Annotated in this window: 22 protein-coding genes and 1 riboswitch; of the genes, 17 read left to right on the top strand and 5 right to left on the bottom strand. The window is 72.8% G+C overall.

The window, feature by feature from the left end; all coding sequences use genetic code 11:
- Positions 1 to 39 precede the first annotated feature (39 nt).
- Positions 40 to 450, top strand: a complete 411-nt coding sequence (locus ACRYR2_RS10070) for a VOC family protein (protein ID WP_432562719.1) — start codon at positions 40 to 42, stop codon at positions 448 to 450.
- Here ACRYR2_RS10070 and ACRYR2_RS10065 read toward each other — a convergent pair.
- Positions 390 to 1,124 carry a helix-turn-helix domain-containing protein gene (locus ACRYR2_RS10065; protein WP_432562718.1) on the bottom strand — a complete coding sequence of 245 codons (735 nt, stop codon included), beginning with the start codon at positions 1,122 to 1,124 and terminating at the stop codon, positions 390 to 392. The two genes, ACRYR2_RS10070 and ACRYR2_RS10065, sit on opposite strands and share 61 nt — an antisense overlap.
- A 60-nt stretch (positions 1,125 to 1,184) precedes the next feature.
- Between ACRYR2_RS10065 and ndk the strand changes: the two genes are divergently transcribed.
- A complete protein-coding gene (ndk, locus tag ACRYR2_RS10060) occupies positions 1,185 to 1,616 on the top strand; it encodes a nucleoside-diphosphate kinase (protein ID WP_432562717.1) in 432 nt (143 codons plus the stop codon).
- 81 nt (positions 1,617 to 1,697) lie between these two features.
- Positions 1,698 to 2,120, top strand: a complete 423-nt coding sequence (locus ACRYR2_RS10055; RefSeq protein WP_432562716.1) for a VOC family protein — start codon at positions 1,698 to 1,700, stop codon at positions 2,118 to 2,120.
- A 75-nt stretch (positions 2,121 to 2,195) separates the two neighbouring features.
- On the opposite strand, the gene acs is transcribed toward ACRYR2_RS10055, so the two are convergent.
- A complete protein-coding gene (gene acs / locus ACRYR2_RS10050) occupies positions 2,196 to 4,157 on the bottom strand; it encodes an acetate--CoA ligase (protein ID WP_432562715.1) in 1,962 nt (653 codons plus the stop codon).
- A gap of 305 nt (positions 4,158 to 4,462) precedes the next feature.
- Between acs and ACRYR2_RS10045 the strand changes: the two genes are divergently transcribed.
- The 10 genes from ACRYR2_RS10045 (at position 4,463) to ACRYR2_RS10000 (ending at position 13,958) form a co-directional block, all read left to right on the top strand.
- Positions 4,463 to 5,551 (top strand): LLM class flavin-dependent oxidoreductase, encoded by a 1,089-nt coding sequence (locus ACRYR2_RS10045; protein WP_432562714.1) that lies wholly within the window; start codon positions 4,463 to 4,465, stop codon positions 5,549 to 5,551.
- Positions 5,548 to 6,909, top strand: a complete 1,362-nt coding sequence (locus ACRYR2_RS10040) for an NtaA/DmoA family FMN-dependent monooxygenase (RefSeq protein WP_432562713.1) — start codon at positions 5,548 to 5,550, stop codon at positions 6,907 to 6,909. Before ACRYR2_RS10045 ends, ACRYR2_RS10040 begins: the two co-directional genes overlap by 4 nt.
- 9 nt (positions 6,910 to 6,918) lie before the next feature.
- Positions 6,919 to 7,695: a DUF1684 domain-containing protein gene (locus tag ACRYR2_RS10035; RefSeq protein ID WP_432562712.1), complete on the top strand. Its 777-nt coding sequence runs from the start codon at positions 6,919 to 6,921 to the stop codon at positions 7,693 to 7,695.
- The gene (locus tag ACRYR2_RS10030) at positions 7,692 to 9,020 is read left to right on the top strand and encodes a SufS family cysteine desulfurase (RefSeq protein ID WP_432562711.1); all 1,329 of its coding nucleotides are present in this window, start codon (positions 7,692 to 7,694) and stop codon (positions 9,018 to 9,020) included. The genes ACRYR2_RS10035 and ACRYR2_RS10030 overlap by 4 nt, the downstream gene beginning before the upstream one ends.
- A gap of 13 nt (positions 9,021 to 9,033) precedes the next feature.
- Positions 9,034 to 9,453 carry a Fe-S cluster assembly sulfur transfer protein SufU gene (sufU, locus tag ACRYR2_RS10025; protein ID WP_432562710.1) on the top strand — a complete coding sequence of 140 codons (420 nt, stop codon included), beginning with the start codon at positions 9,034 to 9,036 and terminating at the stop codon, positions 9,451 to 9,453.
- A gap of 58 nt (positions 9,454 to 9,511) precedes the next feature.
- Positions 9,512 to 9,997 carry a GNAT family N-acetyltransferase gene (locus tag ACRYR2_RS10020; RefSeq protein ID WP_432562709.1) on the top strand — a complete coding sequence of 162 codons (486 nt, stop codon included), beginning with the start codon at positions 9,512 to 9,514 and terminating at the stop codon, positions 9,995 to 9,997.
- Between the two features lie 148 nt (positions 9,998 to 10,145).
- Positions 10,146 to 10,232: riboswitch (SAM riboswitch) on the top strand.
- 5 nt (positions 10,233 to 10,237) lie between these two features.
- Positions 10,238 to 10,639, top strand: coding sequence for a rhodanese-like domain-containing protein (locus ACRYR2_RS10015; RefSeq protein WP_432562740.1), 402 nt, complete (start codon positions 10,238 to 10,240; stop codon positions 10,637 to 10,639).
- Positions 10,640 to 10,689: 50 nt separating this feature from the next.
- On the top strand, positions 10,690 to 11,877 hold the full coding sequence (locus tag ACRYR2_RS10010) for an O-succinylhomoserine sulfhydrylase (RefSeq protein WP_432562708.1): 1,188 nt from the start codon (positions 10,690 to 10,692) through the stop codon (positions 11,875 to 11,877).
- Between the two features lie 34 nt (positions 11,878 to 11,911).
- Positions 11,912 to 13,129 carry a cobalamin-independent methionine synthase II family protein gene (locus tag ACRYR2_RS10005; RefSeq protein ID WP_432562707.1) on the top strand — a complete coding sequence of 406 codons (1,218 nt, stop codon included), beginning with the start codon at positions 11,912 to 11,914 and terminating at the stop codon, positions 13,127 to 13,129.
- A 4-nt stretch (positions 13,130 to 13,133) separates the two neighbouring features.
- Positions 13,134 to 13,958, top strand: a complete 825-nt coding sequence (locus ACRYR2_RS10000; RefSeq protein WP_432562706.1) for a class I SAM-dependent methyltransferase — start codon at positions 13,134 to 13,136, stop codon at positions 13,956 to 13,958.
- Here ACRYR2_RS10000 and ACRYR2_RS09995 read toward each other — a convergent pair.
- A complete protein-coding gene (locus tag ACRYR2_RS09995; protein WP_432562705.1) occupies positions 13,894 to 15,807 on the bottom strand; it encodes an FAD/NAD(P)-binding protein in 1,914 nt (637 codons plus the stop codon). The two genes, ACRYR2_RS10000 and ACRYR2_RS09995, sit on opposite strands and share 65 nt — an antisense overlap.
- Positions 15,808 to 16,081: 274 nt before the next feature.
- Complete coding sequence (locus ACRYR2_RS09990; RefSeq protein ID WP_432562704.1) at positions 16,082 to 17,260, bottom strand: ROK family protein; 1,179 nt, start codon at positions 17,258 to 17,260, stop codon at positions 16,082 to 16,084.
- A 205-nt stretch (positions 17,261 to 17,465) separates the two neighbouring features.
- On the opposite strand from ACRYR2_RS09990, the gene ACRYR2_RS09985 reads away from it, so the two are divergent.
- The 4 genes from ACRYR2_RS09985 to ACRYR2_RS09970 are packed head-to-tail and all read left to right on the top strand — an operon-like array spanning position 17,466 to position 23,014.
- Positions 17,466 to 19,697, top strand: coding sequence for an alpha-galactosidase (locus ACRYR2_RS09985; protein ID WP_432562703.1), 2,232 nt, complete (start codon positions 17,466 to 17,468; stop codon positions 19,695 to 19,697).
- Between the two features lie 25 nt (positions 19,698 to 19,722).
- Positions 19,723 to 20,667 carry a carbohydrate ABC transporter permease gene (locus ACRYR2_RS09980; protein ID WP_432562702.1) on the top strand — a complete coding sequence of 315 codons (945 nt, stop codon included), beginning with the start codon at positions 19,723 to 19,725 and terminating at the stop codon, positions 20,665 to 20,667.
- A gap of 26 nt (positions 20,668 to 20,693) precedes the next feature.
- On the top strand, positions 20,694 to 21,638 hold the full coding sequence (locus ACRYR2_RS09975; RefSeq protein ID WP_432562701.1) for a carbohydrate ABC transporter permease: 945 nt from the start codon (positions 20,694 to 20,696) through the stop codon (positions 21,636 to 21,638).
- Positions 21,639 to 21,646: 8 nt separating this feature from the next.
- Positions 21,647 to 23,014 carry an ABC transporter substrate-binding protein gene (locus tag ACRYR2_RS09970; RefSeq protein WP_432562700.1) on the top strand — a complete coding sequence of 456 codons (1,368 nt, stop codon included), beginning with the start codon at positions 21,647 to 21,649 and terminating at the stop codon, positions 23,012 to 23,014.
- A gap of 96 nt (positions 23,015 to 23,110) precedes the next feature.
- Here ACRYR2_RS09970 and ACRYR2_RS09965 read toward each other — a convergent pair whose 3' ends face one another.
- Positions 23,111 to 23,869 carry a helix-turn-helix domain-containing protein gene (locus ACRYR2_RS09965; protein WP_432562739.1) on the bottom strand — a complete coding sequence of 253 codons (759 nt, stop codon included), beginning with the start codon at positions 23,867 to 23,869 and terminating at the stop codon, positions 23,111 to 23,113.
- Positions 23,870 to 23,921 lie beyond the last annotated feature (52 nt).

Below are 23,921 nucleotides of genomic sequence, written 5' to 3'. Positions count from 1 at the left end.
TTCAAGACGCGGGGGGACCGCGCCGGGGAGGCTGTGGACATGAGCACACCGACACGCGTCGTCCCGAAGCTCGACCTCATCGGCATGGTCGTCGCCGACATGGCCACCTCGCTGGCCTTCTACCGCCGGCTGGGCCTCGACGTCCCCGCCGGCGCCGACGCCGCCCCGCACGTCGAGGTCACGCTGCCGGGCGGGTTGCGCCTGGCGTGGGACACCGAGGAGACGATCAGGTCCTTCGACCCGTCGTACACGCCGCAGACCGCGGGCAACCGGATCGGCCTGGCCTTCGACTGCGGCAGCCCCGAGGCGGTGGACGAGCTGTTCGCGGCGCTGACCGCCGCCGGTGCCGGGACCCACCTGGCACCGTTCGACGCGCCGTGGGGGCAGCGCTACGCCACGGTGCTCGACCCCGACGGCGGGTCGGTGGACCTTTTCGCGACCCTGAGCTGAAGGGCTCGGGGCGTCACGCCCGCGAACGTGCGGACCTCCCGCGTCAGGTGCGCCTGGTCGGCGTACCCCGCGGCCACGGCCACCTGCGCAGGTGCTCGACCGGTCCGCAGGGCACGCACGGCCCGCCGGAACCGCAGCACCCGGCCCAGCACCTGGGGGGCGTAGCCGAACGCGGCCAGGCTGCGCCGGTGCAGCGTGCGGACGCCGAGACCGAGGTCGTCGGCCACGTCCGTGACCGTGCGGCCCGCCGCCAGCCACCGGGCCGCGCGCACGAGCGCGTCGTCGCGGGCCGGGACCGACGCGGCCAGCGCCTCCAGCGCGGCCCCGGCGCGACCGCTGGCGTCGGCGGCCTCGACCTGCTCGGCCAGCCGCCGGACCAGCGCGCCGTCCCACAGGTCGGCCAGCGGCACGCGGGCGTCGCGCAGTTCGTGCGCGGGGACGCCGAGCAGGGCCGGGGCCTGACCGGGGGCGAAGCGCAGGCCCGACCACCCGCCCGGGGAGTGCTCGCCGTGGTGGGGACGGGTGTCGGGGCCGGCCACCAGGAGCTCTCGACCGGTTCGGCTCCACAGCAGGTCCATGCACCCGTCGGGCAGGACGGGACCACCGCCCGGTGCCGGGGGACGGTTCTCCCACACCCTCGCGCCGGCGATGCGGCAGGCCCGTTCGCGGTACACGGGGCCAGTGCACACCTCACCACCGACAGCCGTCACGGGCTCCTTCGCTAGGGTCGGCGCGTGACTGACACGAACCTGCAGCGGACCCTGGTCCTGGTCAAGCCCGACGGTGTGCGGCGCAACCTCTCCGGGGAGGTCCTGCGGCGCATCGAGGCCAAGGGGTACACCCTCGTCGCGCTCGAGCTGCGCACCGCGACCCGCGAGCTGCTCGCCGGCCACTACGCCGAGCACGAGGGCAAGCCGTTCTACGAGCCGCTGGTCGAGTTCATGCTGTCGGGCCCGGTGCTGGCCGCGGTCGTCGAGGGCCACCGCGTCATCGAGGGCTTCCGTTCGCTGGCGGGCACGACCGACCCGACGACGGCCGCGCCCGGCACGATCCGCGGCGACCTGGGCCGCGACTGGGGTCTGAAGGTCCAGCAGAACCTCGTCCACGGGTCGGACTCGCCGGAGTCGGCCGCGCGCGAGATCGGGCTCTGGTTCCCCGGCCTCTGACGCGGCGATGAGTTCTGCGCCGGGGTGGGGTCGGTAGGAGCAGGAGGGCCCGGCCGGGCCCACGACCCCGAGGAGCCCACCATGCGCATGGCCTTCATCAACCTGCCCGTGGCCAGCAAGGAGATCGCGAAGTCGTTCTTCACGGCGCTCGGGTTCTCCCTGAACCCGCAGTTCGAGGACGAGGGCACCGCGTGCATCGTCCTGGAGGAGAACATCATCGTCCTGGTCCACGAGCCGGCCAAGTGGGCGCAGTTCCTGCACTCCGAGGCGGCGCCGAAGGGGACCAACGAGGTCATGGTCGCCCTGTCGGCCGGCAGCCGGGAGGAGTGCGACGAGCTGAAGTCCCGGGCGCTGTCCAACGGCGGCGCCGAGTACGCCCCGACGATGGACTTCGGCTGGATGTACGGCACCAGCTTCCTGGACCCCGACGGGCACGTCTGGGAGGTCAGCTGGATGGACGTCGAGGCCGCGGCGCAGGCCGGCGGCATCGGCGAGCCCTCCTGACCCCACCTCCCGCCGTGATCAAGCACGACAGTGCTCGATCACGGCGGGGTGGAGCCGGCGCGCGGCGCCGGACGGTCAGGGGCGGGACTGCACGTACTGGGCCCAGGCCGTCTCGACGGCGGCCAGGGCGGTCTCGTCCTGCAGGGACGTGACGTCCCCGCCGCCGCGGCCGGCGGTCATGTCGGCCATCAGCCGGCGCATGATCTTGCCCGAGCGGGTCTTGGGCAGGTCCGGCACGACGACGACGTCGCGGGGTTTGGCGACCGGCCCGATCTCCTTCGCCACGTGGTCGCGCAGTTCCGCCGAGACGTCCTGCGACCCCTCGCCGCGCAGGATGACGAACGCGACGATCCGCTGCCCGGTCGTCTCGTCCGGCGCGCCGACGACGGCCGCCTCGGCCACCCGCGGGTGGGAGACGAGGGCGGACTCCAGCTCGATGCTCGACAGCCGGTGACCCGAGACGTTCAGCACGTCGTCGATGCGGCCACCGATCCACACGTACCCGTCGGCGTCCTTCGTCGCGGCGTCGCCGGCGAGGTAGTAGCCCTGCGCCGCGTACGGCTCCCAGTAGCTCTTGACGAACCGGGCGTGGTCGCGCCACACCGTGCGCGCCATCCCCGGCCAGGGTTTCGTGATGACCAGGACGCCGGTCTCGCCGGGCGCCGTCTCGTTCCCCGCCTCGTCGACGACGGTGGCCGACAGCCCCGGCAGCGGCACCGTGCCGGACCCGGGTTTCAAGGGGGTGACACCAGGCAGCGGTGCCACGACGGCGGCGCCGGTCTCGGACTGCCACCAGGTGTCGACGATCGGGCAGCGACCGCCACCGACGTTGCGGTGCAACCACAACCACGCCTCGGGGTTGATCGCCTCCCCGACCGAACCCAGCAACCGCAACGACGACAGGTCGAACTGCGCGGGCAGTTCCGGGCCGTGCTTCATGAACGTCCGGACCAGGGTCGGCGCGGTGTAGTAGATCGTCACGCCGTACTTCTGGATGACCTCGAAGTGCCGGCCCGGGTGCGGCGTCAGCGGCGACCCCTCGTAGATCACCTGGGTCACCCCGTTGGACAGCGGCCCGTACATCTCGTACGAGTGCGCCGTCACCCAGGCCAGGTCGGCCTGGCACCAGTAGACGTCGTCGTCCTTGACGTCGAACACCGCCCAGTGCGACCACGAGGTGTGCGTGAGGTACCCACCGCTGGTGTGCACCAGGCCCTTGGGTTTCCCGGTGGTCCCCGACGTGTAGATGATGAACAGCGGGTTCTCGCTGTCGAAGCTCGGCGCGGTGTGCTCGGTCGGCTGGCGGTCGACGAGGTCGTGCCACCACACGTCGCGGCCGGGCGTCCACGGGATGTCCGGCGTCTGCTCGCCCGTGCGGCGCAGCACCAGGACGTGCTCGACGTGGTCCAGGCCCTCGACGGCCGCGTCGGCGGCGTCCTTGACCGCGACCGCCGTCCCGCGCCGGAACTGCCCGTCGGTGCAGACCAGGAGCTTGGCCTGGGTGTCCTCGACGCGGAACCGCAGCGCCTCGGCCGAGAAACCCCCGAAGACCAGCGAGACGACGGCGCCGATGCGGGCGCAGGCCATCGTCGTGACGATCGTCTCGGGCAGCACCGGCAGGTAGAGCACGACGCGGTCGCCGTGCCCGACGCCCAGTTCCTCCAGGGCGTTGGCCAGCCGGCAGACCTCGTCCTGCAGCTGCGCGTAGGTGGCGGTGCGCGAATCGCCCGGTTCGCCCTCCCAGTGCAGCGCCACCTTGTCGCCGCGGCCGGCGGCGACGTGCCGGTCGACGCAGTTGACCGCGACGTTGAGCCTGCCGCCGGTGAACCACTGCGCCGTCGGCAGCGTCGAGCCGTCGAAGACGGTGTGGAAGGGCTCGTCCCACTGCAGCCGCCGGGCCTGTTCGGCCCAGAACGCCTCGGGGTCGGCGGCCGCGCGCTCGTACTCCCCGGCGCCGACGTTGGCCTGGGCGGTGAACGCGGCCGACGGGGCGAACACCAGCTCGCCGGTGTGGTCTGACGTGGGCGTGCTGGTCATGCGGTGGTCGTCCTCGCTGGGCTCGCAGGGGGCAGGCGGAGGACCGGCCCGTGGCCGGCTTGGTCGCCAGGGTAGCCGCGCCGTACGCTCGGGCCGTGGAGAGCACCCGGACGAGCGAGGCGAGCCGAAGCCCGCGCGCCGCCCGTCCGTTCTTCGCCGTGCAGCGACGTCACGTCGACCTGTGCCGCACGCGCTCGGCCGTCTGTCGTTGACCTGATCACTCCTCCCGCCGGGAACACCGCGCGGGTTCCGGGCGCTCACCAGGGCGGCCCGGCAGGTCACGTCAGCCCCGAGGGGGTCCCACCTTGTCCAGCCCGCTGCGCGTCGGCGTCGAACTCGACGCCGCCGGCCGTCACCCCGCCGCCTGGCGCCTGCCCGGCGCCCGCCCCGCCGAGCTCTTCACCGCCGCCCATTGGCGCCGGCTGGCCGCCACGGTCGACGCCGCCGACCTGGAACTGCTCGTCGTCCCGGACTCCTTCCGGCTCGGCTCGGCCGACGACAGGGACCAGCGCGGCCGGCTCGACGCCGTCGCGATCGCGGCCAACCTGGCCCCGCTGACCCGCCGCACCGGCCTCGTCCCGGTCGTCACCACGACCCACACCGAGCCGTTCCACACCCACAAGGCCATCTCCGCGCTCGACTTCACCAGCCGTGGCCGCGCCGGCTGGCAGGTCGAGGTGTCGACGACCGCCGAGGAGGCGGACGCGTTCGGCCGCAGGCCTTCCCCCTCGGCGCCGACGGCGTGGCACGAGGCGGGCGAGACCGTCGAGGTGGTCCGGCAGCTCTGGGACTCCTGGGAGGACGACGCGGTCGTCCGCGACCTGGCCACCGGCCGCTTCGTCGACCGCGACAAGCTGCACCACATCGACTTCCGAGGCAGCTTCTTCGCGGTGAAGGGCCCCTCGATCACCCCCCGCTCGCCGCAGGGTCAGCCGCTGGTCGTGGTCCCGGTCCGCGACGAGCACTCCCTGGCGGTGGCGCGCGCGCACGCGGACGTCGTGCGGCTGGAGGCGACCGGGGAGTCGAGCGCCGGCACCACGGCCGCCGGCCTGGAGGCGACGGTGCTGCTCGACGTCGAGGTGCTGCTGCGCCGCGACGCCCGCGAGGCGCTGGAGGTCGCCGCCCGCCTGGACGAGCTCAGCCCCGGCCACGCGCCGCGCACGCTGCGTCACCTCGGGACCCCGGACTCGCTGGTCGAGCTGCTGCACGCGCTGCCCGCCGGCGTCGACGGCGTCGTGCTGGCGCCGCTGGACCTGCCCGCCACGCTCGACCTCATCGTCTCCGACGTCGTGCCCCGGCTGCCCCGGGCGCCGTTCGCGGGGACGACCCTGCGGGACCGCTTCGGCCTGCCCCGCCCCGCCAGCCGCTACGCCGTCTCCGGAGGTCAGCCGTGAGCCCCGCCGCCCGCCGCCAGATCCACCTCGGGGCGCACTTCCCCGGCGTCAACGCCACGACCGTCTGGCGCGACCCGCGCGCCGGCAGTCAGGTCGACTTCTCCTCCTTCGAGCACCTGGCCCGCACCGCCGAGCGCGGGCTGATGGACTTCTTCTTCCTCGCCGAGGGCTTGCGGCTGCGCGAGCAGCGCGGGAAGATCTACGACCTGGACGTCGTCGGCCGCCCCGACACGCTGACCGTCCTGAACTCCCTGGCCTCGGTGACGACCCACCTCGGCCTGGCCGGCACGATCAACGCGACCTTCAACGAGGCCGCCGAGGTGGCCCGGCAGTTCGCCTCCCTGGACCACCTCTCCGGGGGCCGCGCGGCGTGGAACGTCGTGACCAGCTCCGACGCGTTCACCGGGGAGAACTTCCGCCGCGGCGGCTACCTGGCCCACGCCGACCGGTACGTGCGCGCGGGCGAACTGCTCGACCTGGCCCGGAAGTTCTGGGACTCCTGGGCCGAGGACGCGCTGGTGGCCGACCCGGAGACCGGCGTGTTCGCCCGCGGCATCTCGCCCGTGGAGCACCACGGCGCGCAGTTCGACGTCCGCGGCACCGGGCTGCTGCCGCGCAGCCCGCAGGGGCACCCGGTGCTGTTCCAGGCCGGTGACTCCGGCGACGGCCGCGAGTTCGGCGCCACCTACGCCGACGCCATCTTCACCATGCACGGGACGCTGGAGGCGGGGAGGAGGTTCACCGCCGACATGCGCTCGCGCGCGGTGCGCCACGGACGGTCCGGCGACGACCTGCGGATCCTGCCCGGGGCGACGTTCGTGCTCGGCGACACCGAGGACGAGGCGCGCGAGAACGCCCGCGCCATCCGGTTCCAGCAGGTCGGGCCGGAGCAGGCCGTCGCGTTCCTCGAGCAGGTCTGGGGGCGCGACCTCACCGGGTTCGACCCCGACGGCCCGCTGCCGGCCGAGGACCCCGACCCGACCTCGACGATCGCCCAGGGCCGTACCCGGTTCCCCCGGGACCCCGTCGAGGTGGCCCGCGAGTGGCGCGACCTGGCCGCCGCGAAGGGCTGGAACGCCCGCGAACTGGTCATCGAGGTCTCCGGGCGCCAGCAGTTCGTCGGCACCCCCGAACAGGTCGCGGCCGAGATGGACGCCTACGTCCAGGCCGACGCCTGCGACGGTTTCATCCTGGTGCCGCACCTCACCCCGACCGGGCTCGACGAGTTCGTCGAGGAGGTCGTCCCGCTGCTGCAGGAGCGTGGCAGCTACCGCACCGAGTACACCGGAACGACGCTGCGGGACCACCTGGGCCTGAAGCACCCGCACGCCACCGGTACCGTCCGCGCCACCGCCTGAGGAGTCCTCGTGACCACGACCGCCGACATCGACACCGCCCGCGCCGCCTGGGAGGCGTGGCGCACCTCGCGCACCGCTGAACTGAGCAAGCCGCACGGGTGGCTGAGCCTGACCGGTCTGCACTGGCTCGTCGGCGGACCCGCCGCCGTGGAGGGACTGCCCGGTGTCTGGGGCTCGGTCGAGGGCGGCGTCTCGGTCACGGCCACCGCGGCCGACGAGGTCGTGGTCGAGGGGGCCGTGGTCGACGGCACGGTGCGCGTCCAGACGGTCGAGGGTGGTCCCGGAATCCTCGTCGGGATCGGCGAGCGGCGGGTGGAGGTCATGCAGCGCAGCGGGATGCACGCGCTACGGGTGCGCGACCCGCAGTCCCCGACGCTGGCCGCGTTCACCGGTGTGCCGGTGTTCGACTTCGACGAGCGCTACGTGCTCGACGCCGAGTTCGTGCCCCACGCGCAGGTCCAGGACGTCGTCGTGGGCGCCGTCGTCGAGGGCCTGCAGCACCACCAGCAGGCCGTCGGCGTCGTGCGGTTCGAGCTCGGCGGCCCGCAGCAGCTGACGGTGTTCCGGGGCGGTTCGGCGTTGTTCACCGACGCCACGAGCGGGGTGACGACGACGGGCACGACCCGTTCGGTGCCCGTCCCGACCGTCGGGGGCCGCGTCGTGCTGGACTTCAACCGCGCGCAGAACCTGCCGTGCGCCTTCACCGACCACGCCACCTGCCCGCTGCCGCCGGCCGAGAACCGGCTCACCGTCGCCGTCCCGGCGGGGGAGAAGGACCCGCGATGACCGCCGAACTGCTGGCCGCCCCGTTCAGCGACGCAGAACTCGCGTCACTGCGGGCCGACTTCCCGATCCTGGGCAGGACCACCCGCTCCGGCAAACCCCTGGTGTACCTGGACTCCGGGGCGACGTCGCAGAAACCGCTCGCCGTCCTCGACGCCGAGCGGACGTTCTACGCCACGCGCAACGCGGCCGTGCACCGCGGTGCCCACCAGCTCGCCGAGGAGGCCACCGACGACTTCGAGGCCGCCCGCGCCGCGATCGCGGACTTCGTCGGCGTCCCGGCCGCCGAGGTGGTGTTCACCAAGAACGCCACCGAGTCGCTCAACCTGGTCGCGCACGCGTTCAGCACCACGACCGCGTACGCCACCCGCGGAACGGCGCCGGCCGGGCAGGTCGTCGACCCGCGGTTCGTGCTCGCCGAGGGCGACGAGGTCCTGGTCACCGAGGCCGAGCACCACGCCAACCTCGTGCCGTGGCAGGAGCTGTGCGCGCGCACGGGTGCGGTGCTGCGCTGGGTGCCGGTGACCGACGAGGGCGTCCTGGACGTCGACGCGCTCGACGGGCTGGTCAGCGAGCGGACCAGGGTCGTCGCCTTCGCGCACGCGTCCAACGTGCTGGGTGGGCTCGCCCCCGTGCGGCGGTTCGTCGAGGCGGCCCGCCGGGTCGGCGCCCTCGTGGTGCTGGACGCCTGCCAGTCCGTGCCGCACCTGCCGGTCGACCTGCCCTCCCTCGGCGTCGACCTCGCCGCGTTCTCCGGGCACAAGATGCTGGGACCCTCGGGCATCGGGGTGCTGTGGGGGCGGGCCGACCTGCTCGAGGCGATGCCGCCGTTCCTCACCGGCGGATCGATGATCGAACTGGTGCGGATGGAACGCTCGACGTTCGCGCCGGCGCCGCAGAAGTTCGAGGCGGGGGTGCCGATGACGGCGCAGGCCGTCGGCCTGCACGCCGCCGTCGACTACCTGCGCGGTCTGGGGCCCGACGGTTCGGGGACCGCACGGGTCGAGGCGCACGAACGCCACCTCACCCGGCGGCTGCTGGCCGAACTCGCGGACCTGCCGTGGGTACGGGTCCTGGGGCCGCTGGACGCCGCCGACCGCGTCGGGCTCGTCTCGTTCGTGGTCGAGGACGTGCACGCCCACGACGTCGGTCAGCTGCTCGACGACGAGGGTGTCGCGGTGCGGGTCGGGCACCACTGCGCCTGGCCGCTGCACCGCCGGTTCGGGGTCGCGGCGACGACCCGGGTGAGTTTCGGGCCGTACAACCAGCCCTCGGACGTGGACGCCGTGCTGCGCGGGCTGCACCGCGTCCGCGCCCTGTTCGCGTGAGATTCTGAGCGGCGTGGACCTGTACCAGCAGCTGATCATCGAGCACTCCAAACGCCCGCACGGCGAAGGGCTGCGGGCACCGTTCGGCTCCGAGGCCCACCACGTCAACCCCACCTGCGGCGACGAGATCACGCTGCGCGTGCGTCTCGACGGGGACGTCCTGGGTGACGTGTCGTACGACGCGGTCGGGTGTTCCATCAGCCGGGCCTCGGCCTCGGTGCTGCACGACCTCGTCGTCGGCCTGTCCGTCGAGCAGGTCGCACCGCTGCGCGAAGCGGTGCAGCACATGCTCACCAGCCGCGGCGAGGACCCCGGGGACGAGGAGGTCCTCGGCGACGCCGTCGCCTTCGCCGGGGTGGCCAGGTACCCGGCGCGGGTGAAGTGCGCGCTGCTCAGCTGGTCGGCGCTGACCGACGCCCTGCTGCGCGCCTGAGCCGGACCGGGACGTCCGGCACCGTGACCGGAACGCCGGCCCGGGTAGCGTGCGTGGCGTGGAGATCCGCGAGTTCACCGACGCCGACTGGGTGCAGGTCTGGCCGTTCTTCGACGAGATCGTCGCCGACGGCGAGACGTACGCGCTGCCGCAGGGACTGACCTCGGAACGGGCGCGGCAGTTGTGGGTGGACGCCCCGCCGTGGGGGACCTTCGTGGCGGTGGAGGACGGGGTGGTGCTGGGCACCGCGAAGTCCGGACCGAACCGCCCCGGCGCCGGATCGCACGTCGCGACGGCCAGTTTCATGGTCTCGCCCGCCGCCCGGGGTCGCGGCGTGGGCCGGGCCCTGGCCGAGCACGTCCTGGCCTGGGCGCGCGAGGAGGGTTTCCTGGCGATGCAGTTCAACGCCGTCGTCGAGACGAACACCGCGGCCGTGGCGCTGTGGCAGGGTCTCGGGTTCGCCATCGTCGGCACCGTTCCGCAGGCCTTCGACCACCCCGAGCACGGCTACGTGGGACTGCACGTCATGCACCGCCTCCTCTGACCGATCCACCCCGGCGCCGACGGCCCCGCGCACGGAGCCCGGCGTCCTCGGCGTCCTCGCGCCCGGCACCGCGGTGGGTGCGGCCCCGCAGCCGCGACGCGTCGCACCGTCCTGGACCCGGTGCGGGCGCCCATGCCCTACGCTGACCGGACCATCCAGAGCGGCCGAGAGACCTGGCTCGTCGACGCCGCAGCAACCCCCCTCGGGAGGGTGCTCATGCCAGGACCGATGGGAGGAACAGTGGGTTACGCCGGCGACCTCACCCCGCGTGAGGCCTTCGACCTCGTCCGTGAGGACCCCGACGCGGTCCTCGTGGACGTCCGCACGGAGGCCGAGTGGCGCTTCGTCGGGACGCCGACGGCGCTGGGGACCGATCCCGTCCTCGTGAGCTGGCTGCCGGTCGACCCCGAGCGCTTCCTCGGCGAGCTGGCGACCGCCGGGATCACCCCGGGCAGCGACCGCAAGGTCGTCTTCCTGTGCCGCTCCGGGCAGCGCTCGGTGGCGGCGGCCGAGGCGGCGACGACGGCCGGGATCACGCCCAGCTACAACGTCCTGGAGGGTTTCGAGGGGCCGCTGGACGCCGACGGCCACCGCGGTGGGTCCGGCTGGCGCGCGGCCGGTCTGCCCTGGCGGCAGTCGTGAGCGACGAGCGGCGTCCTCCGCGTCGCGACGGAGCGGACGGATCCAGCACCGTGACGGACCGGGGGTGGCGGCCGGACACCACGGCCGTGCGCGCCGGCCTGACCCGGTCACCGTTCGAGGAGACCGCCGAGGCGCTGTACCTCACCTCCGGCTACGTCTACGAGACCGCGGCCGACGCCGAGGCCGCCTTCGCCGGTGACGTCGACCGGTACGTCTACTCCCGCTACGGCAACCCGACGGTGTCGGTGTTCACCGAGCGGCTGCGCCGGCTCGAGGGCGCCGAAGCGTGCTACGGCCTGGCCAGCGGGATGTCGGCGGTGTTCTACGCCCTCGCCGCGCTGCTCGGCGCGGGGGACCGGGTCGTCGCCGCCCGCAGCCTGTTCGGGTCCTGCTTCGCCGTCCTCGACGAGATCCTGCCGCGTTGGGGGGTCGTCACCGAGTTCGTCGACGGTGAGGACCTCGCGCAGTGGGAACGGGCGTTGTCGACGCCGGCGCAGGCGGTGTTCTTCGAGACGCCGGCCAACCCGATGCAGACACTCGTGGACATCGCCGCCGTCAGCGAACTCGCGCACGCCGCGGGGGCGATCGTCGTGGTGGACAACGCCTTCACCTCACCCGTCGGCCAGCGGCCGCTGGCGTTCGGCGCGGACGTCGTCGTCTACTCGGCGACCAAGCACATCGACGGCCAGGGCCGCGTCATGGGTGGGGCGGTGCTGGGCACGAAGGAGTTCGTCGACGGCCGGTTCCGCGAACTCACCCGGCACACCGGCCCGACGCTCAGCCCGTTCAACGCCTGGACGCTGGCCAAGGGGCTGGAAACCCTCAGCCTGCGGGTGCGGCACTCGGCCGCCTCGGCTCTGCGCATCGCCGAGCACCTCGAACAGCAGGCGGGCATCCGCTGGGTGCGCTACCCGCTGCTGGCCAGCCACCCGCAGTTCGACCTGGCCGAGCGGCAGATGGAACTGGGCGGCACGATCGTCACCTTCGAACTCGACGCCCCGGCCGGCCGCGGCAGGGAACGGGCCTTCGAGGTCCTCGACGCCCTGACGATCGTCGACATCTCCAACAACCTCGGCGACGCCAAGTCGCTGGCCACCCACCCCGCCACCACCACGCACCGCCGCCTCGGCGAGCAGGGCCGGGCCGCCATCGGCCTGACCGACGGGGTGCTGCGCCTGTCGGTGGGGCTGGAGGATCCCGACGACCTGCTCGACGACCTCACCCGCGCGCTGCGCTGACCCGACGACCGAACCCCTGAACGGAGCACCACCCGTGACCAAGCAGATCCCCGTCTCCCACGCCGGCAGCCTGCCGCGCACGCCCGAACTCATCGCCGCCAACGAGACCCGCCGGATCGCCGAGGACGGTTTCACCCTCGAGCGCACGCCGGAGTTCGACGCGCTGCTCACCGACGCGGTCGTCGACCTCGTGCAACGCCAGCAGGCGCTCGGCGTGACGATCGTCGGTGACGGCGAGTACGGCAAGGCCATGTCCAGCGCGGTCGACTACGGCGCCTGGTGGTCCTACTCCTTCCAGCGCGTCGCGGGGCTCGAGGTGACGGGCGAGGACCTGTTCACCCAGCCGGTCGTGCGCTCCGAACCCGGCAAGGTCGCCTTGACCAGTTTCCCCGACCGCCGGGACTGGACGATCTTCAAGGACGCCTACCAGGACCCGACGTCGGGCATCTCCACGGGCAAGAACGCCACGGCGTTCCCGGCGACGACCGGTCCGCTGTCCTACGTCGGCCAGGAGGCCATCGCCTCCGACATCGCCAACCTCAAGGCCGGCCTGGCCGCGGCGGGCCTGGAGGAGGGGTTCATCACCTCGCTGTCCCCGGGCAGCGGCGCGCGCATCTCCAACCGGCACTACGCCACCGAGGAGGAGCACATCTGGGCGTGGGCCGACGTCATGCGCGAGGAGTACAAGGCCGTCGTCGAGGCCGGGCTCACCGTGCAGATCGACGACCCGTCCATCGCGGAGAACTGGGACCAGATCAACCCCGAACCCTCCGTGGAGGACTACCGCGCGTTCACCCGCATCCGCATCGAGGCGCTGAACCACGCGATCCGCGACCTGCCCACCGAGCAGATCCGGTTCCACCTGTGCTGGGGCAGCTGGCACGGCCCGCACACCACGGACATCGAGTTCAAGCACATCGTCGACCTCATGCTCGAGATCAACGCCGGGTCGTACTCGTTCGAGGCGGCCAACGTGCGTCACGAGCACGAGTGGAAGGTCTGGCAGGAGGTGGAGCTGCCCGAGGGCAAGAAGATCGTGCCGGGCATCGTCAGCCACGCCACCAACGTCGTCGAGCACCCCGAACTCGTCGCCGACCGCATCGAGCGGTTCGCCTCCGTCGTCGGCGCCGAGAACGTCGTCGCCTCCACCGACTGCGGACTCGGTGGCCGCATCCACCCGCAGATCGCCGTCGCCAAGCTCGCCACCCTCGGCGAGGGTGCCCGGCTGGCCGGCGCCCGCCTGTTCGGCTGACGCGGTGGAACCCACGGAGAACTCCCCGGCAGGGCCCTCCCCGGAGGACAGGGCGTGGGCGCTGTGGCAGGACTCCCCGTGGGGCCGCCTGCGGTACCACGTCGTCGCCCGGGTCCTGGCGTCCTGGACGGCGGAACTGGGCGCGGGGTTGCGGGTCCTGGACGCCGGCGGCGGTGACGGGCGGGACGCGCTGCCGTTCGCCCTGGCCGGCCACGACGTGACGGTCCTGGACCGTTCCCCGGAGATGCTCGCCCTGGCCCGCGCCGCGGCCACGGCCGCCGGGGTGGTCGATCGGGTGCACACCGTGAACGCCGACCTGGAGGACCTGGCCGCACTGGCGGCGCTGACCCGGCACCGCGAGGGCGGGTCGGGATCGTTCGACGTCGTGCTGTGCCACGACGTGCTGCAGCACCGCAGTTCCCACCAGCAGGTGCGGGCGGACGTGGCCGCGCTGGTGTCCTCGGCGCGGCCCGGCGGGCTCGTGTCGTTGCTGGCGCCCAACCCGCCCGCCGACGTGGTCGCAGCCGTGCTGCGGGACGGGCCGGCGGCCGGCTGGGTCGCGGTGGACGCCGAACGCGCCACCGATCCCGGAACGGGGCACACGGCGTTGCGACTGGCTCCCGAGTTCGTCGAGGACGCCCTGACCGAGGCCGGGTGCGAGGTCGGCGACCGGGCCGGGGTGCTGGCCGTCACGACGCTGCTGGAGGAGGCCGAACGCGTCGACGACCGGGTCGCGGCGGACCTGGAGGAACTCGAGGTCGAACTCAGCGGGCGGGTTCCGTTCGCCGGGACGGCGCGGTACTGGCTGCTCGCGGGCCGACGACGCTGACGGCCTCACCGGGCACCCTCAGCAACGCCTGCGCCACCCGGTCGTTCAGCCGGAAGAACCCCGCGTCCAGACCCGGCCGGGCGAACGCGGCCGCCCAGCCACCGCCGGCGACCCAGGGACCGAGCGCGAACCGGCGCTCGTGCACCGTCCCGTCGGCGTGCACGAGCCGCTGCCCGGCGTCGACGACGAGCCGGCCGTTCCCGAGTTCGCTCACCTCGCCGCGGTCGGTGAGCCGGTGCAGCAACGGATCCGCGCTCGCGGTGATCCGCGCCTCGGGCAGCCGCGCGTCGACGAGCACCGCGGCGCTGACGACGTCGGGGGAGTTCGCCGAGCGCGCGGTCCAGCACTGCCCGACCTCGTCGGGGGCGAAGTGCACGTCGCCGCCGAGGAACCGGACGACCCCGGCGTCGGCCAGCGCGAGCAGCTCGCGCAGCCGCCGCGGCGGGGGCCCGGAGGCGACGTAGCTGAAGAACCCGTGCCACCAGCCGTCGACCTCGACGACGGACTGCTCGTCGAGCCGTCCCGCGTGCGCCAGCCCGGCCACCGTGACGTAGCAGGACAGCAGGGCGTGGAACACCGCCGCGTCCATGCTGTACGCGGGGTCGGCGCGCCGGGCGACGTCGGCCGCGACGTGCCGGTGGACCTTCTCGTGCACCTCCTGCCCGGACGCCGCCCAGCACCCGTCGAGCGGGCGGTCCAGGCGGTGCAGGTCGAGCCGGTCGGCCGGGTCGGGGACCGCGGCGGCCACGAGGTCGTCGAGCTCGGCGCTGCCCCAGGCCGCGTCGGCGAACCGGCGGTCGAACTCCTCGGCCGGCAACGCCGTCCGCCCGGCGTGCGCGCGGAACAGTTCGGCGTAGTGCGCGCCGGCCAGTTCCTTGGCCACCAGCGGCCACAGGTCGGCGCGCAGGTTCAGCGGGCGGCCGGTGTCGGGCAGCAGCGCGGCGGTGAAGAACCGCGGCAGGGTGGGGCGCTGGTCGAGCCCGTAGGTGATCTTCGACCGGTACGGAACTCCACGCCGGCTGCCCACGTGCAGCACGGGTTCGCGGCCGCTGCGGTGGTAGACGAGGCCCTCGGGCCCTTCGCTGAAACGCCCACCGCGACCCTGACCGGTGAGCACCACGAGGTCGACGAACGCCAGCCCCATCCCGGCCACGAGCACGTCCGCCCCCGGTGGCAGCGTCCGCTCGTCCTCGGTCAGGCCGAGGTCGCTGGTGTACCCGGGATCGACGTACCGCAGCCCGTGCCGGTCGGCGAACTCGCGGGCGGCCACCTCCCGCGGTCCCGGTACGACGTCGGGGTGGCCCTGGGCCAGGACGACGGCGTCGACGGCCAGTTCGGTCCCGTCCTCCAGCACGACCCGCTGCCGGCCGGTTCCGTCCAGGTCGACGACCCGGGTGGCGTGGGTGTGCACCCGCACCGTCGGCGGCAGTTCCTCGAGCACGTGCTGCCAGGCCCAGCTCAGGTACCGGCTGCCCAGGGCGCGGGAGACGAACGTGCCCTCGTGCACTCCGAGCACCTCCTCGTGCAGCGCCTGCTGACCCGTCGCGGCGAACTCCGCGGCCAGCGCGTGCCGGTGCTCGGCGAGCCAGGCGTACAGCGTGGGGCCGGGGCGCAGGGGCCCGGCCAGGCTCGAGGTCTCGTCCGGCAGCACCGTGACGTCGGCCGCGCGGGAGTTCATCCACAGCAGCGGGTGCTGGTCGGCGCGCCAGATCCGTCCCGCCCCGGGTGGGAAGGGATCGACGACGTGCACGTCGACCTGCCGGTCGGACGTGGAGGCGTGCGCCGACAACCGGTCCAGGACACCGAGGGTGCGCGGACCGGCGCCGACGAAGAGCAGGGACGGGCTCACGAGGGCTCCTGAGGAGAGTTCCGGTGGGGGACTCCTCAGCGACAGGTGGCGGCGTGCGTCCGGCACAGGTCGACGTGACGGCGACGCACCAGTCGTCCGTTCGTCGCCCCGGGGATCCGCACCGGGTCAGCTTAGGCGCTCACCCCGCCGGCCACGACCCGCTCCGCGCCACCCGCCGGTCGAGGCCTCGACTCCGGCGATCGAGGACTCGACCGCCCCTGCCACCCGTCGAATCCTTGATCGCGGGAGTCGAATCCTTGATCACGGGGCGGGGTCAGCGGCGGTGGCCGAGCACGAAGGTGCGGATCGCGGTCACGGCGGCGCCGCGGGCCCACTCGGTGAAACCGGTGTGCTGGACGTCGACGTCGAGTTCGGAGGCGTGCGGGTTGCGGCCGGCGCGGATCCCGGCGGTGAGCGCCTCGCGGCCCACGTCGGCCAGCCGGGCGTTCTCGCCGGACAGCACGATCTTCTCCGGCATGACGAAGTTCCCGACGGCGGCCAGCAGGGTCCCCAGGTTGCGGGCGGCCTCGTCGACGACGCGCCGGGCGGCCGGGTCCTGCGCGGCGGCGAGGTCGAGCAGTTCCTCGACGGACACCTGACGCCGCAGCGCCATCGACGCGCGGAACTCCAGCGCGGCGGTGGTCAGGACGGCCTCGGCGCACCCGACGTGCCCGTCGGGGCACATCGGTCCGTGGGGATCGAGCGGGAAGTGGCCCAGCAGCCCGACCCCGGCGTCGGGCCGGTCCAGCACCTCGTCGTGCACCACGAGGCCGTACCCGATGCCGACCCCGATGACGACGAGGGCGAAGTGGCTGCAGCGGCTCGCGGTGCCGAACCACTGCTCGGCCCGGGTCAGCGAGAGGACGTCGTTGTCGACGACGACCGGCAGCCCGAGCTCGCGTTCGAGCACCGGGCCGAACGGCACGTCCTCCCAGCCGAGGTAGCGGGCGCTGTCGACGGACCCCTCCGGCCCCACCTTGCCGCCCAGGCTCACGCCGACGGCGCGGACGCCGCGGGGTTCACCCGCGGCCAGCGTCCGGACCAGGCCCCCCACGACGGTGGCGACGGTGTCCGGGTCGCGGTCGGTCAGCGGAGCCTCCCGGACGGCCACCACCGTGGCCCGCAACGTGGTGAGGACGGCGTAGGCGGTGTCCGCGGTGAGCTTGACCCCGACGAAGTGGTGGGTGGAGTCGTCGACGTCCAGCGGCCGGGTGGGCCGCCCCGACGTGGGGTCGTAGACGCCGGTCGTCTCCACGAGCAGGCCGGAGTCCAGCAGCGGCTTGGACAGCCGGGTCAGGCTGCCGGCGGACAGGTCGAGCCGGCGGGCGAGCTCGCTGCGCGGCAGCGGCCCGTCGAGGAGCACCTCGAGCGCGATGCTGTGCGCGGTGCCGGTCAGCGGGGTCCACACCACCTGCGGGTGTGCCGCGGGGCTGACGCTCTGGTCCAGGCTCACACGCACCCCCTCATCGTCGGTGATCGCAGCAGGTCGCGTGGCGTGACTGTAGAGGACTTGCGCGACGGAAGTCACTCCCGGGCTCGTCACGGCGCGGTCACGGTCCCGACCGGGCTCTGAGGGACTGTTGACGCCCGTGTGAGTTTTGCCGTAGAACTCACCCACCGCACGACCTTCGCCACGACGACGTGATCACGGAGCACACGTGACCTTGCTGCACACCGACGCCCAGCCCGCCGACCTCCGGCCGGAACCCCGCGTCGTCCACCTGCGCGCCGCGGGCGTCAGTCTCGTCCTGCACCTCGGGGCCGACCGGCTGCCCAGCGTCCTGCACTGGGGCGCCGACCTGGGCGCCGTCGACCCGGCCGTGCTCGACGACCTCGTGCGCACGGGTGAGACCGCCCGCGCCAACAACGACGTCGACGTCCCACAGCCGCTGAGCCTGCTGCCCGAGCAGTCGCGGGGCTGGAGCGGCACCCCCGCGGTCAGCGGATCGCGCGCCGGCGCCGACTGGACCACCCGGTTCGTCCCGACGGCCGTGACCCTCGACGAGCGCGCCGACGGTGGCCTGCTGGAGGTCCTCGCCGACGACCCCGACGCCCGGCTCGGCCTGCGGATCGTCCTGGAGCTCCTGCCCAGCGGCCTGCTGCGGCACCGCGCGGAACTGACGAACACCGCGACCGACGGCCCGGCCTACGAGGTCGGGCAGCTCGCCCCGGCCCTGCCGCTGCCCCCGGTGGCCGGCGAGATCCTCGACCTGGCCGGCCGCTGGGCCAAGGAGCGCATCCCGCAGCGTCGCCCCGTCGTGGTGGGCGCGCACGTGCGGGAGAACCGCCGCGGCCGCACCGGCCCGGACGCCCCGCTCGTCCTGGCGGTCGGCACCCCGGGCTTCTCCTTCCGGACCGGTGAGGTGTGGGCGCAGCACGTCGCCTTCAGCGGCAACCACCGCGCCGTCGTGGACCGCCAGTACACCGGCGCCACCGTCCTGACCGGTGGTGAGCTGCTGCTGCCCGGTGAGGTGCGGCTCGCGCCCGGCCAGTCGTACACGACGCCCTGGGTCTACGCCGCGCACTCGGCACAGGGCCTGGACGGCGTCGCGGCCCGGTTCCACGACCACCTGCGCGCCCGCCCGCACCACCCCAGGACCCCGCGGCCGGTCATCGTCAACACTTGGGAGGCCGTGTACTTCGACCACGACCTCGACCGGCTCAGCGAACTGGCCCGGGCCGCAGCGGAGGTCGGCGCCGAGCGCTACGTCCTGGACGACGGGTGGTTCCGGCACCGCCGCGACGACTCCGCGGGCCTGGGGGACTGGTACGTCGACGAGGACGTCTGGCCGCAGGGCCTGAAGCCGCTCATCGACGTCGTCACCGGACTCGGCCTGGAGTTCGGCCTGTGGGTCGAACCGGAGATGGTCAACCCCGACTCCGACCTGGCCCGGGCGCACCCGGAGTGGATCCTGCGCCCGTCCGCGGACCGGCTGCCGCTGGTCTCGCGGCAGCAGCAGGTCCTCGACCTCGGCAACCCCGACGCCTACGCCCACCTCCTGGGCCGCCTCGACGCGCTGCTGAGCGAGAACGACATCTCCTACCTGAAGTGGGACCACAACCGGGACCTGCTCGAGGCGGGCTCCGGCGCCGGGCACGCCCCCGGCGTGCACGCCCAGACCCTGGCCGTGTACCGCCTGCTGGACGAACTGCGCGCGGCGCACCCGGGCGTCGAGATCGAGTCGTGCTCCTCCGGCGGCCTGCGCGTCGACCTGGAGATCCTCGAGCACACCGACCGGGTGTGGGGCAGCGACTGCATCGACCCGCTGGAACGCCAGCAGATCCAGCGCTGGACCACCCAGGTCGTCACGCCCGAGCTCGTCGGCTCGCACGTGGGGGCCTCGCCCTCGCACACCACCCACCGGGCCACCGACCTGTCGTTCCGGGCGGGCACGGCACTGTTCGCCTCCTTCGGCATCGAGACCGACATCACGCGCCTCGACCCCGCGGAACGGACCGAGCTGGCGGCGTGGGTGGCCCTGTACAAGGAGGTCCGCCCGCTGCTGCACACCGGCCGGGTCGTGCGCGCGGACGTCGCCGACGACTCCCTGGCGCTGCACGGTGTCGTGGCGGCCGACGGCAGCGACGGGTTGTTCGCCGTCGTCCAGCTCACCACGCCGGACCTGTCGATCCCCGGCCGGCTGCGCATCCCGGGGCTGCTGCCCGACGTCGAGTACGAACTGCGCGTCCAGGCGCCGGGGGACACCCCGCGCCTGCGGGCCGGGGACCCGGTCCCCTGGACGGTCGCCCCGGTCCGGGCCACCGGCCGGGTCCTGGCCACCGTCGGGATCACCGCCCCCGCCCTGCAGCCCGAGCAACTGCTCCTGCTGCGCACCACGGCAACACTCTCGACACGTTCCACCGGCCCGGCGCACGCCGGGCAGGACTGACCAGCGGACGGAAGGTCTCACCGGTATGGCCATCACGAGCAGAGCCGCTCGCGCGCGGGGGGTCTCGGTGTCGGGGCAGGACCTGCGCCCCGACGTCAACGGCAGCACCCGCGAACGGCTGACGGCACTGGCGTTCATCGCCCCGGCACTGCTGGGGTTCGTCGTCTTCTACTTCTGGCCCACCCTGCGTGGGATCTACTTCAGCTTCACCGAGTACGACGTGTTCAACCGGCCCGAGTTCGTCGGCCTGGCGAACTACACGGCCCTGCTGTCCGACGCCACCTTCTGGAACGCGATGAAGGTGACCGTGCAGTACGTCGTCATCAACATCGGCACCCAGACGGTGCTGGCGCTGCTGCTGGCGGTCCTGCTGCACCGGCTGACCCGCTCGATCCTGGTCCGCAGCATCATCGTGCTGCCGTACCTGATCTCGAACGTCGTCGTGGCCCTGGTCTTCTACTGGATGCTCGACGCGCAGATCGGCATCACCAACGAGATCCTCGGCTGGGTCGGGCTCGACGCGATCCCGTTCTTCGGTGACCAGAACTGGGCCATCCCGACCATCGCGTTCATCAACACCTGGCGGCACCTGGGCTACACGGCGCTGCTGCTGTTCGCGGGCATGCTGATGATCCCCGGCGACGTCTACGAGGCCGGCCGGGTGGACGGTGCCTCGGAGTGGAAGATGTTCTGGCGCATCACCCTGCCGCTGCTGCGGCCGATCCTGGCGCTGGTGCTGGTCATCACCGTGATCGGCTCGTTCCAGGCCTTCGACACCGTCGCCGTCACGACCGCCGGTGGTCCGGGTGACGCCTCCCGCGTCATCCAGTACTACATCTTCGACCTGGCCTTCCAGCGCTACCAGTTCGGGTACGCCTCGGCGGTCTCGGTCGTCCTCTTCCTCATCCTCGCCGTCGTCGCGTTCGTCCAGCTCCGGCTGATGCGCGCCGACGAGTCCGACGTCGCCTGAGCGACCAGAGATCCCAAGGAGGCGTCGTGGCCACCACCGCTACCACGTTCGACGAGGCCGTCGCGGTCTCGAAACCCACCGGGGGCGCCCGTCGCGGGCGGCCCGGCGTCGGCCGCGTCCTGGCCTGGACGACGCTCGGCGTCATGATGCTCGTCACGCTCTTCCCGTTCTACTGGATGCTGCGGACCGCCTTCTCCAACGGCGCGTTCCTGGCGACCGAACCGTCCAACCTGCTGCCCGTGGAACCCACGCTGGGTGCGTTCGAGCGCGTCCTGGGCCTGGCGAGCACGGCCGAGGCGCAGGCCCAGGCCGGGTCCGGGGCGTCGGTCAACATCGGCCGCTACCTGCTCAACTCCGTCCTCGTGGCCTGCTTCATCACGGCCGGCCAGGTGTTCTTCGGCGCGATGGCCGCCTACGCGTTCTCCCGGCTGAAGTGGCCGGGCCGCAACGCGGTGTTCTTCCTCTTCCTCACCGCGCTCATGGTCCCGCCGATCTTCACCCAGCTGCCGAACTTCCTGCTCATGCGTGACCTGGGGCTGCTGAACAGCTACACCGCGATCATCCTGCCGTTCTTCTTCATGACGCCGTTCGCCATCTTCTTCCTGCGGCAGTTCTTCCTGGGGATCCCGCGCGAGGTCGAGGAGGCCGCCCGGCTCGACGGCGCCTCGGCGGTCGGCCGGTTCTTCAAGGTCATCCTGCCGATGGCCTCCGGCCCGATCGTGACGCTGACGATCCTGCAGTACATCCAGGCCTGGGGTGAGTACTTCTGGCCGCTGCTGGTCGCCTCCGACCGCGACCACCGCGTCCTGACCGTCGGCCTGGGCATCTTCCGCTCGCAGACCCCGCAGGGCGCTCCCGACTGGGCCGGCCTGATGGCGGCGACGCTCATGGCGGCACTGCCCGTGATCATCCTGTTCGCGATCTTCAGCCGCAAGGTCGTCAACTCCATCGGCTTCTCCGGCATCAAGTGAGGAATCCCGTGAAGTTCTCGAAGAAGAGGGTCCGGAACGCCGTCGCCTCCGCCGGGGCCGCGCTCATGCTGTCGGCCTGCGGCAGCTACGGGGTCGACCCCGGCGCCGACGGCGACACCGGCACCGTCACCTACTGGCTGTGGGAGTCGGCGCAGCTGCCGGCCTACCAGCAGTGCGCCATCGACTTCCAGGCGCAGAACCCGGACATCGAGATCCAGATCGAGCAGTTCGGGTGGGACGACTACTGGAACAAGCTGTTCACCGGGTTCGTCGCCAACTCCGCACCCGACGTCTTCGCCGACCACACCCAGCGCTACGGCGAGTTCGCCGAGCGAGGGCTCATCGTGCCGATCGACGAGCAGCTCGCGGCGTCCGACATCGACCTGGACGACTACGTCGAGGGCACGACCGAGCTGTGGATCGGTCCGGACGGCAAGCGGTACGGGCTGCCCAAGGACTTCGACACCGTCGGGCTGTTCTACAACGAGGACATGACGACCGAGGCGGGCATCACCGCCGAGCAGATGAAGAACCTCACGTGGAACCCGCAGGACGGGGGGACCTACGAGGACGTCATCGCCCACCTCACCGTGGACGAGAACGGTGTCCGCGGCGACGAACCGGGCTTCGACAAGACCAAGGTGAAGACCTACGGCCTCGGCCTGGGCTCCTCCGGGGCGCCGTTCGGTCAGGTCGAGTGGAGCTACCTGGCCATGACCACCGGCTGGTGGTACATGGACAAGGAGTCGTGGGGCACGAAGTTCAACTACGACGACCCGCGCTTCCAGGAGACCTACTCGTGGTGGCGCGGGCTCATCGACAAGGGGTACATGCCGCCGCTGGCCTTCACCGAGGGCGGCTCGCCCGACCAGCAGATGCAGGCCGGCCGGTACGCCATCGTCAGCGAGGGCTCCTGGAACACCGCCAACTACGGCTCCCTGCAGGGGGTCAACCTCCAGCTGGCGCCCACGCCGATCGGCCCCTCCGGGCAGCGCGCGGCGATGCAGAACTCCCTGGCCGACTCGATCTCCACGTCGTCGCAGGTCAAGGGGGCGGCGTGGAAGTGGGTGCAGTACCTGGCCTCGGAGGAGTGCCAGTCCGTGGTCGCCGAGGCCGGGGTCGTCATGCCGGCCATCGCCAGCACGGTCGAGACGTCGAAGGCCTCGCTGGGCGAGACCGGGTTCGACATCAGCGCCTTCACCGACCAGATCGAGCAGGGGACGACCTTCCCCTACCCGGCCGTCCTGCAGGCGGCGGAGATCCAGAGCACCATGAGCTCGGCGATGGACAACGTCATGGCCTTCAACGCCGACGTGGACTCGCTGAACGCGGCGAACGACCGCTTGAACAGCCTGTTCACCGACCCCGACGAGTGAGCCGGCGGGCCGGCACGTCGTCCGGCGCAGGGCGCCGGCTCCATCCACGGGTCCGGTGACCGGACCCGTGGGGGCGACGTGCCGGTTCCCGGGCGGTCAGGGGACGAGGGTGCGGGTGGCGCGGTAGGCGCCGGGGGAGCAGCCGCAGGCCCGCGCGAAGTGGGCGTACAGGCTGCTCCCGGACCCGAAGCCGGCGGCGTGCGCGACGGCCGTCGTCGTCATCGAGGTCGTGAGCAGCAGCCGCTGCGCCTCGGCGATGCGGTGCCGCAGCAGCTGCTCGCCCAGGGTCACGCCGGTGGCCCGGCGGAACAGCGTGGTCGCGTAGTTCGGGTTCAGGTTCGCGGCCCGGGCGATGTCGGCGGTCGAGACGGCGTTGCGGAAGTTCTCGGCCGTGTACCGCGCCATCTGCGCGACGGGGCGCAGGTCCGGCCGCGGCCGGGGGACGGGGGAGGCGCCCTGGTGTGCCAGGATCCTCAGCACCATCGCGTTCGCCTCGAGCAGGACGGTCTCCGTGTGGGCCCCGGAGGCCAGGTCGCGCTGCCAGGTGGAGAACTGCGCCTCGACGTGGTGGCCGATGGCCTCCGTCGGCACGACGACCGTCCCGTGCGACATCACCGTCGCCGAGAACTCCTCGGGCAGCGACCAGCGCAGCACGGCCGCCAGGGGCAGGTGGATCCAGCAGATGTCGCTGTCCTGCGGTGATTCCGCGGGAATCAGCCGGTGCGGTGCGGCCGCCCAGAACATCGCGGTGTGCCCCTGTGGCACGCTGACGCGCTCGCCGCCGAGCAGGTAGTCCAGCGAGCCGCGCACCGCTACGTTGATCTCCAGGTCGTCGTGCCGGTGGAACTCGCGCATCGGCGGCACCGCGCCACGGTGCACCCAGAGTGCTGGCTCGACCACTTCCACA

Origin of the sequence: Kineococcus deserti (assembly GCF_050871945.1) — a bacterium.
In the GTDB taxonomy this organism is placed as follows: domain Bacteria; phylum Actinomycetota; class Actinomycetes; order Actinomycetales; family Kineococcaceae; genus Kineococcus.
The sequence above is the reverse complement of the archived record's forward strand: the minus strand, read 5'-3'. Positions and strand labels throughout refer to the sequence as shown.